The organism is Sulfitobacter sp. CB2047 (genome assembly GCF_000735125.2).
GTDB classification, from domain to species: domain Bacteria; phylum Pseudomonadota; class Alphaproteobacteria; order Rhodobacterales; family Rhodobacteraceae; genus Sulfitobacter; species Sulfitobacter pontiacus.
In genome coordinates this window covers 1,600,090-1,615,547 of record NZ_CP072613.1, presented here as the reverse complement: position 1 = coordinate 1,615,547, position 15,458 = coordinate 1,600,090, and the positions used below count along the sequence as shown (strand labels likewise).

Sequence of the window (15,458 nt, the reverse complement as noted above, 5' to 3'; positions counted from 1 at the left end):
GATCAAAGACCCAGTTTGTCGCGCATAAAGGCCAGCGCCACGCTCAGCCCGTCGGGGGCGATTCCGTGGCCTGTCCCCTTCATGATATGGGCGAAAACGTCCGTCCATCCGGCCTCTTGCAAGGTTTCGGCTGCCTGTGGCAGGGATTGCGGCGGGACAACATCATCGGCGTCGCCGTGCACCAGCAAGACCGGAGGGCGCACGACCGCTTCGTCTTTCAGGCTTTCGGGCGACAGCAAGCGGCCCGAAAACGCGACAACACCGGCCACGGCATCTTCGCGGCGCGGCGCGACATGCAGCGCCATCATCGTACCTTGGGAAAAGCCAAACAGCACGACCTGTTCGGGCAGCAGATCTTCGTCCACCATCAGCGCATCGAGAAAGGCGTTCAGGTCATCGACCGCCTGCATCATCCCGCGTTCGGCTTCTTCCTCAGAGGAGTTATCGATCCAGGGGATCGGGAACCACTGGAATCCCATGGGCGCACCGGCACAGGCTTCGGGCGCATCGGGGGCCACGAACAGCGTGTCGGGCAGATGTTCCCCCAACGGGTCGGCAAGCCCCAGCAGATCGGCACCATTCGCGCCATAGCCATGCAGGAACACGACGGCAGACCGCGTTTCCCCCGAGACCGGTTCGCGGCGCTCTGCGTTTAGTACTCGTGTCATGAAATCCCTTCCCGTTGTTTTGCCACGCGGTAGTACGAAAACAGGATGCGGGCTGCAACCGATCGCCAGGGCGACCAGTCCTGCGCCATGTCCGCAAGCTGCTTCGGCTTTGGTCGCTGGGGCAGATCAAACAGGATTTTCGCGGCCTCTTGCAAGGCCAGATCGCCCTGCGGCAGGATATCGGCGCGCCCCAGCGAAAACATCGCATAGATCTGCGCCGTCCACAGCCCGACACCGGGCACCGCGGTCAGCGTCTCGATCACCACGGCATCAGGCGCGTCCCGCAAGGCGGTATAGTCGATCCCGGCATCGGCCAACGCCAACGCATAGCGGATTTTCTGGCGGCTCAGCCCCGCCGCGCGCAGGCCATCCTCGCCCGCGGTGAGTATCGCCGTCTCATGGGTCAGTCCCGCCGCATCCATCTTGGCACGCATGGCATTTGCCGACGCGACAGAGACTTGCTGGCTGATGATCGCCCCGATCAGCGCGTCAAACCCGTCCGCACGTAACCGCAGAGGCAAAGGGCCAGTCGCGGCCAAGGCGGTAGCAAACTGCGGCACATGCGCAGCGAGCCAATCCGCCCCTTCGACGACATCCGCGTCGCCAGTGATAATCCGTCCGATGCTCATCCGGTTGTGCCCCCCGTTGTCAGCGTCTCGACCCAGTGGATCGCCGCATCCGGCGCGGCGAGAACCTGCGCGCCGACGGGGGCCGCCGGACGGTCAATGGCAATCACCCGCAGCCCCAATGCGCGCGCTGCGTCCAATTTGGGGCGGCTTGGCACGCCACCGACGTTGCGCAGGACCAGCGTATCGATCTGCAAGGCGCGAAACAACGCCTCCTCCGCCGCCTGAGTGAAGGGGGGCTGGCCATAGACGGCCTCGGCAAAGGAAGGCAGCTGGGTTCGGGCCTGCGCGTTGGTCTGCCGCAGATAAAGCCGCGCGCCTGCGAAGGGGGCGTAATCCTCCACCGTCCCGCGCCCCGTCGCGGCAAAGACCCGTGCTTGGGGTCGGATCATCCGTGCCGCCGCCGCGACCGACGCGGCCCGTTCCACCGGTGCCGAGATGTCCCACATGGGCCGCAGGACACGCAGATAAGGCAGCCCCAACCGCGCGGTGGCGTCATAAGCGATCTGCGAAATATCCGCGTCAAACCCGTGCCCTGCGTCCAGCACCGCAGTAAGCTCATGGGCGCGCAGGTAGGCTGCCATCTCATCCACGGTGCCCGGCGACCAGATCTCGGACGGTACGGCCAGCGGGCCAAAGCTGCGCTCCGCCCGCCTTAACACGGCGCGTGCAGAGACGTCAGAGGCCGACATCGCAGCGGCGATCTCATGCGCTTCGGCGCTGCCAGCGATCAGCAGAATATGGGGGCCCCGGTTCATGGCGCGACCATCGTTGACCCCGCCGCCGGACGCAAGGCCCTTGCAGCCCCCCAAAGCCCGGTCTACGCATTCACCATGACAGTGATTGATGACACCCGCGCCAAGCGCAACGTCGCCGTGCTGGTGACCGCGCAGGCCTTTCTTGGCAGCCAGATGCCGATGTATTTTGTGGTCGGCGGATTGGCGGGGCAACAGCTGTCGCCCAACGTCTGCCTCGCGACGCTGCCGATCTCTATGATCGTCTTCGGGTCGATGACCACGGCCCCGTGGCTGTCGACGGTGATGCAACGCTTTGGCCGTCGCGCGGGCTTTGTGGCCGGCGCATTTGGCGGGATGACGGGGGCCGCGCTTTGCGCCTATGCCCTGACGATCCAGAGTTTCATGACCTTCCTGCTGGGCAGCTATCTGATCGGCATCTACATGTGCTCGCAAGGGTTTTTCCGCTTTGCAGCGACGGACACCGCATCTGACGCATTCCGGCCCAAGGCGATTTCCTATGTCATGGCGGGCGGGCTGATCTCGGCCATCATCGGGCCGCAGCTGGTGGGGTTTCTGACCGGTGCCAACGGCGATGCGACGATGATGCGGTTTTTCCCGGTCTACCTCGCCGCGATTGCGCTGAACGCTGTGGGCATGGTGCTTTTCGCCTTCCTCAACATCCCCAAGCCGCCCGTGCCTGCCGTGGATGCCCCCAAGGGCCGCAGCCGGATGGAGCTTTTGAAAACCCCGCGCATCGCCGTCGCTGTGATCTGCGGCATGGTATCCTATGCGCTGATGAACCTTGTCATGACCTCGACGCCGCTGGCGGTTGTGGGCTGCGGCTATGACATCGTGGATGCGTCCCATGTGGTCACAGGCCATGTTCTGGCGATGTATGCGCCGTCGTTTTTCACCGGCCACCTGATCGCGAAATTCGGGGTCGAAAAGATCCTCGGCCTTGGCATCGCGATCCTTGCGGGGGCCGGTGTGGTCGCGCTGCAGGGGGTGGAGCTGAACAACTTCTACATCGCGCTGATCCTGCTGGGGATCGGCTGGAACTTCGGCTTTATCGGCGCGACATCCATGCTGGCCGGTGCCCATGAACCGCACGAGCGTGGCCGCATGCAAGGTCTGAACGATCTGCTGGTGTTTGGCGGGGTGACCTTTGCGTCGCTGTCAAGCGGCGGGCTGATGAACTGCTCGGGCGGCAACCCTGTCGAAGGCTGGGCCGCCGTCAATATCGCGATGATCCCGTTTCTGGTGCTGGCAGGCGGGTCGCTGATCTGGCTGATGCTGCGGCAACGTAGCGCGCGGGTCTAGGGCTACCAACGTCCCGACAAAGCCCGCCACGACAGGGCGAAATCATTCATCGGCGGCAGTTCTGCGGCGCTGACACGCCCGGGGGCGGCGATGGCCGCGCTCAGCACCTTGTCTGCCGCGCCGACGCTATACGTCGCCGGTCGCGCCGCTTTCGAGATCTTGCCACGGTTGGCCCGCGCCTGTCGTAACCGCGCCCGCGCCTTTTGGGCCAGCGCCACAACGCCAGCGTCGGTGCCGTCCAGCAACGGGACGCGCCCCTGCTCTACCAGCTGCGGGATCGCGTGCAGCCAAGCCGCCACCCCCGCCCCATAGGCCGCATCGCGCACCGTGGTCTCCTCCGCCGGTCCCAAAGACCGCGCGGCCACCCACATCAGATGGCCCGCGGTCTGGTCGATATAGGCGTCGAAATGCGCGGCATCTTCAAAGGCGTCGCGGTAGATATCCCACCGCCGCGCGGCGGCCAGCGTGTCGAGCAACACCGCGTCTTCGGGCGAGATAGCCAGTGCAAGGGGCGTCGCAACCTCGTGCCGCCGCACAACGCCACGGTTCGCGATCTCGTCACAGACATCGCGCCACCACTGCAAACGCATCTCGGCGATCATGGTTTCCTGCGTCACCCAAGGCGCGCGCGCCACCTCGATATTAAAGGCATAAAGCGGGAACAACACACGGCGTGCGGCCACAGGGGCCGCCATGCTGGCGCGAAAGCGCAGCGGATCGGCACGCTCGATAATAGCCGCGCAGGCGCTTAGATCGGCATCAAATTCCATGGGTTCCTATCCCTTGCGGTCGCGGATCAGCTTCCAGCGGATCGCGTCCAACAGTGCTTCGAAAGACGCATCGACGATGTTGGCCGACACACCCACAGTAGACCAGCGCCGCCCCTGCCCGTCTTCGCTGTCGATGATCACCCGCGTCACCGCCTCTGTGCCACCTTGCGTGATCCGCACCTTGAAATCCACCAGATGCATATCCTCCAGCAGCGCCGAGTACTGCCCCAGATCCTTGACCAGCGCCTTGCTGAGCGCGTTCACCGGCCCGCGGTCGCAGCCTTCGGCATCCATGCTTTCGCTCACCGACAGACGTTTCTCGCCATCAACTTTCACGACGACAACCGCTTCTGACAGGCTGACCATCTGGTCGTATTTGTTTTTGCGCCGCTCGACGGTCACACGATAGCGTTTTACCTCGAAGAGATCCGGCATCTGCCCCAGAGCTTTACGCGCCAGCAGCTCAAAGCTGGCCTGAGCAGTGTCATAGCTATAGCCTTCGGCCTCGCGCGCCTTCACCTCGTCAAGGATCCGCCCCAAGGCCGGATCCCCCTTGGCGATGGTCAAGCCGGCACTTTCAAGGCGCCGGCGCAGGTTCGACTGGCCCGCCTGGTTCGACATGGGGATGATGCGCGTGTTGCCGACCAGCGCGGGGTCGATATGTTCATAAGTGGACGGGTCTTTCAGGATCGCGCTGGCATGCAGCCCCGCCTTATGCGCGAAGGCCGACGACCCGACAAAGGCCGCCTGTTTGGTCGGCACCCGGTTCAAGATCTCGTCCAGCGCACGGCTGATCTGGGTGAGGTTCGCCAGACCGTCTAGCGGGATTCCCGTGTCGAAACGGCTGGCATAGGGCTCTTTCAGCAGCAAAATCGGAATCAGCGTGGTCAGGTTGGCATTGCCGCAGCGTTCGCCCAAGCCGTTCAACGTGCCCTGTATCTGCCGCGCGCCCGCGTCAATGGCGGCCAGGGAACAGGCGACCGCGTTTTCGGTGTCGTTATGGGTATGAATGCCCAGATGATCGCCGGGGATGCCTGCGGCGATGACCTCGGCTGTGATGCGCCCGACCTCGGCGGGCATGGTGCCGCCATTGGTATCACAAAGCACGATCCACCGCGCGCCCGCCTCATAGGCCGCCTTGATCGCGGTCAGCGCATAATCGGGATTGGCGCGGTAGCCGTCAAAGAAATGCTCCGCATCGAACAGCGCCTCGCGGCCCTGCGCCACCAGATGCGCGATGGATTTCGCGATATTATCCGTGTTCTCGTCCAGCGTAATCCCGAGCGCTGCCGAGACGTGAAAATCATGGGTTTTACCCACCAAGCAGACCGTCCGCGTGCCCGCATTCATCACCGCCGCCAGCACATCATCGTTCTGCGCCGACATGCCGTTGCGCTTGGTCATGCCAAAGGCCGTCATCTTCGCCCGCGTGGTCGGCGCTGCGTCGAAAAAGGCACTATCCGTCGGGTTCGCGCCGGGCCAGCCGCCCTCGATGTAGTCCACCCCCAGCGTATCGAGCGCGCTGGCAATCGTTATCTTTTCGGCGGTCGAGAATTGCACCCCTTGGGTCTGCTGCCCGTCGCGCAAAGTCGTGTCATACAGATAAAGGCGTTCGCGGGTCATCGCAGCGATCCCTCCTTCATTTTGCCAGATAAACTCCGGGGAGCGTGAGGGGCTGGCCCCTCACCCCCGCACGTTGCCAAACCACCAGCGCTGGACGCGGCGCAGATCACTTCAACACATCCAGCTTGGCAGGGTCGAAGTCTGGCCGAAGCTCGTATGTATAGCTGTCTTTAGCCTCTCGAACCTCGACACCCGCAGCAATTAATCCATCGCGAATACGGTCAGCGCGTGCCCAATCCTTAATTTGTCGCGCCTGCCAACGGTCAGACATCAGGGCCTCAATAACCTGCTTTACGTTAGTGCTAGCATCTTCCTGAACTGCCCAATTCCCACCATCGGCCTCCAGCAAACCTAGTAGTTGCGCACTGGCTAACAGTTGCCCGTGCATTGACTGATCGTCGGTAGGATCGTTTGCAAGCGAGTGGAGCTGTCCAATAGCTGCAGGTGTATTCAAATCATCTGCGAGCAAATCACGAAAATGCGAATTTACCTCACCCGGCTCTAGTCCTGCCGTAAATGCGCGCCACTTCCTCAACGTCTTCTCCGCCTCGTCCCGCTTTTTCTCGGTCCAGTCCATCGGCTTGCGGTAATGCGTGCTGAGCATGACGAAACGGATCACCTCTCCCGGAACGCCTTGATCCAGCAGATCGCGTACGGTGAAGAAGTTACCAAGCGACTTGGACATCTTCTTGCCCTCGACCTGCAACATCTCGTTGTGCAGCCAGTAGCGCGCCATCTCGTCGGTGCCATTGGCGCAGCAGCTTTGGGCAATCTCGTCCTCGTGGTGGGGGAATTGCAGATCCAGACCGCCGCCGTGGATGTCAAAGACATGGGGCTGGCTCTTCGCCTTGTCCGACAGACGGTCCTGACGGAGGGGCTCTTTCCACAGCAACTCGTCCGCCATGGCGGAACATTCGATGTGCCAGCCAGGGCGGCCACGGCCCCAGGGGCTGTCCCACCCCGGCGTCGCGTCGTCCGACGGCTTCCACAGCACGAAGTCCATCGGGTTACGCTTGTAGGGCGCAACCTCGACCCGCGCGCCGGCAATCATATCGTCGATCGACCGGCCCGACAGCGCGCCATAGGCTTTGTAGCTTTCGACAGAAAATAGCACATGCCCCTCGGCCGCATAGGCGTGGCCCTTTGCAATCAGGTCTTCGATCATCGCGACCATCTGCGGAATATAGGCGGTGGCGCGTGGCATGTGGTCGGGCTCAAGCGCGCCGACGGCGGCCATATCGTCCAGAAACCACTGGGTTGTCTCGGCGGTGATCTCGCCAATCGACCGTCCGCTTTGCGCTGCGCGCGCGTTGATCTTGTCATCCACATCCGTGAAGTTGCGCACATAGGTCACATGGGCGTCGCCATAGACATGACGCAGCAACCGGTTGAGCACGTCAAACACGATCACGGGGCGCGCATTGCCCAGATGGGCGCGGTCGTACACCGTGGGCCCACAGACATACATCCGCACGTTTTTATCATCAATCGGGGTGAAATCCTCGCGTTTGCGGGTTTTCGTGTTGTGCAGCTTGATCGTGGTCATGGCGCGTCCTTACGCAAGGATTGCGCGGGCATGGCACAGAAATCTCGGGAAGAAAACGATGTGAGCAAGCCCGCCGGAAGGTCTTAGCAGGTAATACAGCAAATAATGAGTGGCATCATCTTCATGCCGTCTGCGTAGCCCGACCCGCCACTGGCGGTCAAGCCTGATTGACAAATCAACCATGCTCTGCGCCCCTGCGTCTTCAAGTTACGAGGGAGAAGACGGCATGCAACTATCATCGCGCATCACAGGGCTGCTTGGCGGCGGATCAGACGGCTGGGGCGTTTTCCTGCGCGCCCGCCAGATGATTGAACAGGGTACGCAGGTGACAGAGCTGACGATTGGCGAACATGACATCCGCACCGCCGCACCGATCCTGCAAGATATGCACCGCGCCGCTTTGGCCGGTCACACCGGATATGCGGCCATCCCCGGCACCACGGGTCTGCGCGATGCCGTGGCCGCGCGGTTGCAGGAACGTACCGGCGTGCCGACGACGCGCGACAATGTGCTGATCACGCCGGGCGGACAAAGCGCGCTGTTTGCCGCGCATATGGCGACCTGCAACCCCGGCGATACAGCGCTTTATATCGATCCCTATTACGCCACCTACCCCGGCACGATCCGCGGTGTCAGCGCCCTGCCCCATGCGATCGCCGCCCGTGCGGAAGATGCGTTCCAGCCCCGTGCGGACGTGATTGCCGCCGCTGCGAAACAGACCAACGCGGCGTCGCTGCTGGTGAATTCGCCCAACAACCCCACCGGCGTTGTCTATTCCCGCAAGACGCTTGAAGGCATCGCGCAGGTCTGCCGCGATCACGACATGTGGCTGATCTCGGACGAGGTGTATGACACGCAAGTCTGGGAGGGCGCGCATCTGTCGCCACGCGCGCTGGACGGGATGGCGGAGCACACTCTGGTCGTGGGGTCGATGTCGAAAAGCCACGCGATGACCGGCTCGCGCTGCGGTTGGATCGTCGGGCCCGTGGATGCGATCGAGCATCTGACCAATCTGGCGACCCACACGACCTATGGCGTGCCCGGATATATCCAGGACGCCGCGCTGTTCGCGCTGAACCAAGGCACCGGTTTCGAGACAGAGATCGCCGCCCCGTTCCAGCGCCGCCGTCTGCTGGCGCAGGATATTCTTGCGCGACAGAACGCCGTCAGCCTCGTGCCCGCCCAAGGCGCGATGTATCTGATGCTGGATGTGCGCAGCACCGGTATGAGTGGCGAGGATTTCGCCTATGCGCTGCTGGAAAAACACCACATCGCAGTGATGCCCGGCGAAAGCTTCGGGACGGCAGCGGCAGGGCATATCCGCGTCGCGATGACCATCGAGGACACGCGCTTTGCCCAAGCGCTGGCGACAGTATGCGACTTCGCGGAGGGCCTCGCCGCCTGACGAAAGCGTCGCGCGACCGCAGCTACCAACAGACGAAAAAGGCCGGAGGATCATCCTCCGGCCTTTTTGACTGGCACATTATTATTTCCTGCCGAGAGCACCGTTATGCGACGCCCTCGGCAGATACACCGCCAGTTTTCAGCGTGTCAGCTTAGAAGCGGTAGGAACCACGGATGTTGAATGTGGTTACGTCCGCGTCGTCACCGGAAACACCGTTTACGTCGTCAAACTTGTGCTCAAGCAGTTCTGCGCCAACGCTGTATTGCTCGGTGATTTTGTAATCCATGCCGATACCGTAGAAGGCACCGTCTTCGTCACCCAAGGATGTGTCGGCACGAGCGTAACCGCCGGTTGCGTAGATCAGAGTGCTACCCAAGTCGTAGCCACCTTTGATTTTCGCACGAGCAACGGAGTCGATGGAACCCTGTGTTACGCCTGCAGCGTCGTCCAGATCGATGTCTGTTTTGTCGTAGTCAAGCTCACCGCCCAATACGAAGCGACCGAAGTCGTAGTTGTAACCAGCGTGGAAACCGTAGGACCCGTTGTCACCTTCCAGACCGTTGTCGATCTCAGCGTCGGAATAACCCAGTTGCAGACCGGTGTAGAAGCCTGTCCAGTCGCCACCCAGGTCGGGTGCAGGAACAGGTGCGGTCATCACGGGCTCAACCACTGGCTCTGCCAGGCTACCGGCGTATGTTGCGCCAGCGAATGCTGTGGATGCCAGAACGGCTGCGGATGCAAGTTTCATAGTGCGTTTCATAATCGTAACTCCTCGATCAGTTTGTACCGGAGCGGGCGCTTCCCGCTTCATCGACACAACACGGCAGCTAAGATCTGGTTTCGGGATTTCCCAATCACGGGTTGGTGATCGGAAAATTGTTGCTCAAATGCACGGCGTCTCGGCGGCCCGTCGCCGCTATTAACCCTTTTTACCAAGGCCAAAACGCAGTTCCGCGGAGATGCGCCAAAATCACCCGAAATTAAATTTTCAAGAAGATGGAACAATCTGCCCGCAGGCTGCAGCAGGAATCCCGCGAAAATGCTGCAAAAAGTGGCGTTTACCCCCCTATGTGCTAGGTAGCGATGCGGCGCGGATGACAGCATGTCCGGCATAATCGAGGCGAAACGACCATGATCGAATTCTTCATTACCCATATAGAGGTCGTTGGCGTCATCCTTTTGACCCTCGGCGTGGCCTTCATCCTGCTTCAGCAGCGCCGCAGCCCACAATCAACTGCCGCCTGGATCCTGTTTCTGGTGGTGATGCCCTATGTCGCCGCGCCCTTGTTCTTGGCGCTTGGCTTTCGCAAACAGGGCAAACGTTACGAGCCTATTATCTTTACCCAGAAAGAAGACCCGCAAACGCCCGTGCATGCGCTGGACGAGATGTTCCAGAGCTTCAACCTGCCCCCCGCGCTGGAAGCACAGCGACTGAACCTGCATGATACACCCCAAACCGCCTATGCCGCCGCGATGGAGGTGATCGAGAGCGCGACACAGACGATTGATGTGCTGTTCTATATCGTCTCGGACGATGACACCGGCAATCACGTGGTCGACGCCCTGACCGAAAAAGCCCGCAACGGCGTCAAGGTGCGCCTGCTGATGGACCGGCTCGGCACCCTGCGCGGCCCCTCTAAGGCGGTCAAGGCGCTGCGCAAGGCCGGCGGCGAGGTGCTGTTCTTTTCGCCGATCCTGCAACTGCCCAGCAGTGGCCACCTGAACCTGCGCAACCATCGCAAGATGATCATCGCCGATCATGCCCGTGTCTTTTCAGGCGGGATGAACATTGGCGAACACTATATGTCAGACCACCCGCACAGCGATCATTGGGTTGATCTGGCCTTCACCCTTGAAGGGCAATCGGTACAGACCTTCTGCGATGTCTTCCGCTCGGACTGGGAAGTCGCCTGTGGTGAAGACGTGGATCATATTAAAACGCCTGCCCCGACCACCGCGGGCAATGCGACGGTGCAGTTGATCCCCTCGGGCCCTGATATTGTCGAAGACCCGCTGCACGACGGGATTATCCGCGCACTGCATCTGGCGAAAACCCGTATCTGGATCGCCACCCCCTATTTCGTCCCGACCGAGCCGCTGGCCAATGCGCTGCGCATTGCGGCGCTGCGCGGGGTGGATGTGCGTATTCTGGTGCCGCAGAAGTCGAACCAGCATATCGCGGACTTCGCCCGTGGCGGCTATCTGCGCGATGCGCATACCGCAGGGGCCAAGGTCAAATACTTTGAACCTGCGATGATCCACGCGAAAGCCGCGCTGATTGATGATGTTGGGCTTGTGGGCACGGCAAATTTCGACGTGCGCAGTATGCTTTTGAACTTTGAGGCGATGTTGTTCGTTTATGATGCACGCAGCGTGTCAACCCTGTCGGACTGGTTCACGGCCCGCGAGGCAGACTGCCATGAGAATATGCCAAGCCCGCATTTGCCCCGCCGTCTGGCCGAGGGCGTCTTTCGCATAGGAGCACCGATCTTGTGACCCAAGCCCCCCTTCGCATCGCCAGCTATAACATGCGCAAGGCCATGGGCACTGACCGCAAACGGGATCCCGCCCGCATCCTGCGCGTGATCCAGACGCTCGCGGCGGATATCGTCGTATTGCAAGAGGCCGATATGCGCCTTGGCCCCCGCCCCTCGGCGCTTCCCATGGATCAAGTGACGGCGCAGACCGGTTTGATCGCCGTGCCTGTCCCCAGTGAGGTCAGCATCGGCTGGCATGGCAACGCCGTCTTGCTGCGCCCCGAGGCAGAGCTGATCGAGGTCAAACACCTGAACCTGCCGGGGATGGAACCGCGCGGTGCGATGGTGGTGGATTTCGATCTGCGCAATGTCCCGCTGCGCATCATTGCCACCCATCTGGGGCTGATGCGCCGATCGCGGCGCGCTCAGCTTTCCGCGCTCATTGCCCATCTGGATGCGCAGTCCAAACGGCCGACGTTGATCGCTGGCGATATGAATGAATGGTCGCTGAACGTCGGGCTTGGGCGTCTGGCGCATCACTTTGACATTTACGCTCCGGGTAAAAGCTATCACGCGCGCCTGCCTTTGGCCGCACTGGATCGCATCGCGGTGGATGACGCGCTGCATGTGATGGGCGGTGGCGTCTGCGAGACTGACGATGCACGCCGCGCCTCGGACCACCTGCCGATCTGGCTGGATTTCGCGCGTTCTACAGGCCAGTAGAGCGCGCGAATTAAGCTAACTTATCAGGTGAGACTGCCATCACAAACTATTGATAATTATAATACAAACGCCACACTTAAACCAATTTCTGAAGTACCATCAGAGCAATTTCCGCAGCCGCGCCTCCTCTGCGCGCGCCTGTTCGATAGCGGCGTGTTTCACCGGCCCATAGCCCCGAATATTCATCGGCAGCGCCAGCAGCTCTTGTACCGTCTTAACCGTTGACTCGCCGGTCTTGGCGGACAGCTCTGCCAGCAAGGCTTCGTACCAGCGGATCAAAGCCACTTCTTCGCGACGTTCCTGAGTGTAGGAAAACACATCCAGCGCCGTGCCCCGTAGGGGCCGCAGCTTTGACAGTGCGGTCAATACCGGCGTGAACCATGCACCGAACGCGCGCTTGACGGGCCGCCCCCGCGCGTCCTTGCGCAGGGACACGATCGGTGGGGCCATGTGGTAGTTGATGTTGAACCCCGGCTCGAACTCCTGCGCCAACATCTCGGCAAAGGCAGGATCGCGGTGTAGCCGCGCGACCTCATATTCATCCTTGAACGCCATCAGTTTGAACAGGGCCTTGGCCGCGACCTCCGTCAGCGCGTCGGCATGGGCGGCGGGCAAGGCGGCGCTGAACTGCGCAAGCCGGTCGCGGTAGCGCTGCGCGTAGCTGTCGTTTTGATAGGCCCGCAACCGGTCGGCCCGATCCGCGATCAGCGCGGCGCTGTCCAAGTCTGGCTGTTCACGCGACGGCAGGGCCAGCGCGTCAGGCGTTTCCGCCATCACGCGGCCCAGATCAAAGGCGCGATGATTCTTGTCGATAGCCACGCCGTTCAACACGACCGCCTGCCGCAGCGCGCCGTGGGATACGGGCACCAGCCCATTCTGCCACGCGAAGCCCAGCATGATCATATTGGCGAAAACCGTATCGCCCAGAAACCGTTCTGCCATCGCATTGGCATCGAAACCGGCAAGGTTTTCACCCCCCACGGTATCGCGGATCACACTCTCGCGCTGGTCGGTGTGCAACTGAGCGTCACGGTGCAACACCAGATCGCCCGTGGGCATTTCGGCGAGGTTCAACACCACCTTGGTCGCGGGCCCGTAGTAGACCGACGCCTGCGCGGCAGAGGAAACGACGATATCGCAGCCAATCACCGCATCCGCCGCCCCGTGATCAATGCGCACCTGATGGATCGCATCAGGGCGCGCCCCGATCCGGATAAAGCTAAGCACCGTGCCGAACTTCTGCGCGAAGCCGGTGAAATCCAGCACGCTGGCCCCCTTGCCCTCCAGATGCGCGGCCATGGTGATCAGCGCGCCGACCGTGATCACGCCGGTGCCGCCCACGCCTGTGACCAACAGATCAAAGGGCGCATCAAGGCTGGGCAGTTCGGGACGCGAGATACCCGCCAGCAGCGCGTCCACGTCGACCTCTGCCCCGGTTTTCTTGCGCCGCACCGCCCCTTCAAGGGTGACGAAGCTGGGGCAGAACCCGTTCAGACACGAGAAATCCTTGTTGCAGCTCGAAAGGTTGATCTTGCGCTTGCGGCCCAGATCCGTCTCTAGCGGTTCGATGCTCAGACAGTTGCTTTCAAGCGAGCAATCGCCGCAGCCCTCGCATACAGCGGGGTTGATGAAGGCAAAGCGCTTGGGGTCCTCCATCTGCCCGCGCTTACGGCGGCGGCGTTTCTCGGTGGCGCAGGTCTGTTCGTAGATCAGGACCGACACGCCTTTGACCTCGCGCAGTTCGCGCTGCACGGTGTCCATCTCTTCACGTGGGTGAAAGCTGGTGCCTTGCGGGAAATCGCCGCGGTCGAATTTGTCGATCACATCCGACACCAAGGCGATGCGCTGAACCCCTTCGGCACGACAGGCCTGCGCGATTCCGGTCACGCTGATCGGCCCGTCCACCGGTTGCCCCCCGGTCATGGCCACCGCGTCGTTATAGAGGATCTTATAGGTGATATTCGTCCCCGCCGCGACAGCCTGCCGAATGGCGAGCGAGCCTGAATGGTACCATGTGCCCTCGCCCAAGTTCTGGAACAGGTGTTTGCCGCCGTTGAACTTGGAGGCCACCACATGCGGCACACCCTCACCGCCCATCTGCGCATAGCCACCGGTTTCGCGGTCCATCCACCCCGCCATGACGTGGCAACCGATGCCCAATGCGGCCTGCGACCCCTCGGGCAGCTTGGTCGAGGTGTTATGCGGGCAGCCCGAACAGAAATATGGCGTGCGCTTTGCCCCCGGCACATTCAGTAGCACAGGCGGCTTTTCCATCAGCGCGCGCGCCTTTTGCGGCAGGTTTTCATCAGGGAAGAACGCGTCCAACCGCTCGGCCACCACGGGCACCAGCGCCAGCGGGCTTAACTCACCGGTCCAGGGCAGCAGCGGATCACCTGCCGCGCGGTGTTTACCGACCATTCGACCGGGCTTGTGCCCCGGCCAGTCGTAGAAATATTCCTTCAGCTGGCTTTCGATGATGCCGCGCTTTTCCTCGATCACCAGCACTTCTTCCGTGTCGGCAACAAAGGCCAGCGCATCACGCCGCGCCAAGGGCCAGACCATGCCGACTTTGTAGATATCGATGCCAAGACGGCGGCAGGTGGCTTCGTCCAGCCCCAGCAGACGCAGCGCCTCCATCAGATCCAGATGGCCCTTGCCGGTGGTGACGATGCCAAAGGTGGCATTGTCCAGATTGTAGATACGCCTGTCGATCGGGTTGGCCTCGACAAAGGCTTCGACGGCGCTGAGCTTATGCTGCAACCGGGTCTCGATCTCGGGGCTTGGCATGTCAGAGCGGCGCACATGCAGCCCGCCGGGCGGTGGCGTGATCTGGGGCAGCGTAAACGCGCGGTCAGGCTGCAACGCTACCGATTGCCCGCTTTCCACCGTCTCGGAAATCGCTTTGAACCCAACCCATGTGCCGGAAAAACGGCTTAGCGCGAGCCCGTAGGCCCCGAACTCCAGAAACTCTCCTACATTCGCGGGGTTCAGCGTCGGCATCATCCAGGTCATAAAGGCGACATCCGATTGATGCGGCATGGACGACGACACACAGCCGTGGTCATCCCCCGCCACGACCAGCACGCCCCCCTTGGGCGAAGAGCCATAGGCGTTGCCGTGGCGTAGCGCGTCCCCCGACCGGTCCACCCCCGGCCCCTTGCCGTACCACATGGAGAATACACCCTCGACCTCGCAATGGGGATCAAGCACAGCCTGCTGCGCCCCCAGAACCGCCGTGGCCCCCAGGTCTTCGTTCACCGCGGGCATAAAGGTGATGTTGTTGTCCTTGGTCACATCCCGTGCGCGCCACAGCTCAAGATCGACCGCGCCCAAGGGCGACCCGCGATACCCCGAGATAAACCCCGCGGTGTTCAGCCCCTGCTGCTTATCGCGCCGCGCCTGATCCAACATGATCCGCACCAGCGCTTGGGTGCCGGTCAAAAACACCGTTCCTTCTGTGCGCGTATAACGATCGGATAAGGCATAGGGGTAAAAATCGTGGGTTTCTTTGGTCATGATGGCAATCCTTGGCTGTCTTGACCATCAAACCACGTTTCCGTGAA

The 15,458-nt window shown here is 61.8% G+C and carries 12 protein-coding genes; 4 read left to right on the top strand and 8 right to left on the bottom strand.

What is annotated here, in order from left to right; all coding sequences use genetic code 11:
- Positions 1–2 precede the first annotated feature (2 nt).
- From IV89_RS07945 to IV89_RS07935, 3 genes are read right to left on the bottom strand one after another with little or no spacing between them, the layout of a single operon-like run.
- Positions 3–668: an alpha/beta fold hydrolase gene (locus tag IV89_RS07945; RefSeq protein ID WP_005853810.1), complete on the bottom strand. Its 666-nt coding sequence runs from the start codon at positions 666–668 to the stop codon at positions 3–5.
- Positions 665–1,297, bottom strand: a complete 633-nt coding sequence (locus tag IV89_RS07940) for a DNA-3-methyladenine glycosylase (RefSeq protein WP_037944405.1) — start codon at positions 1,295–1,297, stop codon at positions 665–667. Before IV89_RS07940 ends, IV89_RS07945 begins: the two co-directional genes overlap by 4 nt.
- Entirely contained in the window at positions 1,294–2,052 is a 759-nt protein-coding gene (locus IV89_RS07935) for a precorrin-6A/cobalt-precorrin-6A reductase (RefSeq protein WP_037945039.1), read from the bottom strand. The genes IV89_RS07940 and IV89_RS07935 overlap by 4 nt, the downstream gene beginning before the upstream one ends.
- Positions 2,053–2,127: 75 nt before the next feature.
- Between IV89_RS07935 and IV89_RS07930 the strand changes: the two genes are divergently transcribed.
- On the top strand, positions 2,128–3,351 hold the full coding sequence (locus tag IV89_RS07930; protein WP_037944406.1) for an MFS transporter: 1,224 nt from the start codon (positions 2,128–2,130) through the stop codon (positions 3,349–3,351).
- A 2-nt stretch (positions 3,352–3,353) separates the two neighbouring features.
- Here the strand turns inward: IV89_RS07930 and IV89_RS07925 are convergent, their stop codons facing one another.
- From IV89_RS07925 to cysS, 3 genes are all read right to left on the bottom strand, one after another.
- Positions 3,354–4,121: a squalene/phytoene synthase family protein gene (locus IV89_RS07925; RefSeq protein WP_037944407.1), complete on the bottom strand. Its 768-nt coding sequence runs from the start codon at positions 4,119–4,121 to the stop codon at positions 3,354–3,356.
- 6 nt (positions 4,122–4,127) lie between these two features.
- Positions 4,128–5,744, bottom strand: a complete 1,617-nt coding sequence (gene cimA, locus IV89_RS07920) for a citramalate synthase (protein WP_037944408.1) — start codon at positions 5,742–5,744, stop codon at positions 4,128–4,130.
- A 106-nt stretch (positions 5,745–5,850) separates the two neighbouring features.
- Positions 5,851–7,290, bottom strand: coding sequence for a cysteine--tRNA ligase (cysS, locus tag IV89_RS07915; protein WP_037944409.1), 1,440 nt, complete (start codon positions 7,288–7,290; stop codon positions 5,851–5,853).
- A 226-nt stretch (positions 7,291–7,516) separates the two neighbouring features.
- Here cysS and IV89_RS07910 point away from each other — a divergent pair, with 226 nt between their 5' ends.
- A complete protein-coding gene (locus tag IV89_RS07910) occupies positions 7,517–8,695 on the top strand; it encodes a pyridoxal phosphate-dependent aminotransferase (RefSeq protein ID WP_005853817.1) in 1,179 nt (392 codons plus the stop codon).
- 151 nt (positions 8,696–8,846) lie between these two features.
- On the opposite strand, the gene IV89_RS07905 is transcribed toward IV89_RS07910, so the two are convergent.
- Positions 8,847–9,455: an outer membrane beta-barrel protein gene (locus IV89_RS07905; protein ID WP_037944410.1), complete on the bottom strand. Its 609-nt coding sequence runs from the start codon at positions 9,453–9,455 to the stop codon at positions 8,847–8,849.
- Positions 9,456–9,826: 371 nt separating this feature from the next.
- On the opposite strand from IV89_RS07905, the gene IV89_RS07900 reads away from it, so the two are divergent.
- A complete protein-coding gene (locus IV89_RS07900) occupies positions 9,827–11,191 on the top strand; it encodes a phospholipase D-like domain-containing protein (protein ID WP_037944411.1) in 1,365 nt (454 codons plus the stop codon).
- Positions 11,188–11,895: an endonuclease/exonuclease/phosphatase family protein gene (locus IV89_RS07895; RefSeq protein ID WP_037944412.1), complete on the top strand. Its 708-nt coding sequence runs from the start codon at positions 11,188–11,190 to the stop codon at positions 11,893–11,895. Before IV89_RS07900 ends, IV89_RS07895 begins: the two co-directional genes overlap by 4 nt.
- A 99-nt stretch (positions 11,896–11,994) precedes the next feature.
- On the opposite strand, the gene IV89_RS07890 is transcribed toward IV89_RS07895, so the two are convergent.
- On the bottom strand, positions 11,995–15,411 hold the full coding sequence (locus tag IV89_RS07890) for an indolepyruvate ferredoxin oxidoreductase family protein (RefSeq protein ID WP_037944413.1): 3,417 nt from the start codon (positions 15,409–15,411) through the stop codon (positions 11,995–11,997).
- Between the last annotated feature and the right edge of the window lie 47 nt (positions 15,412–15,458).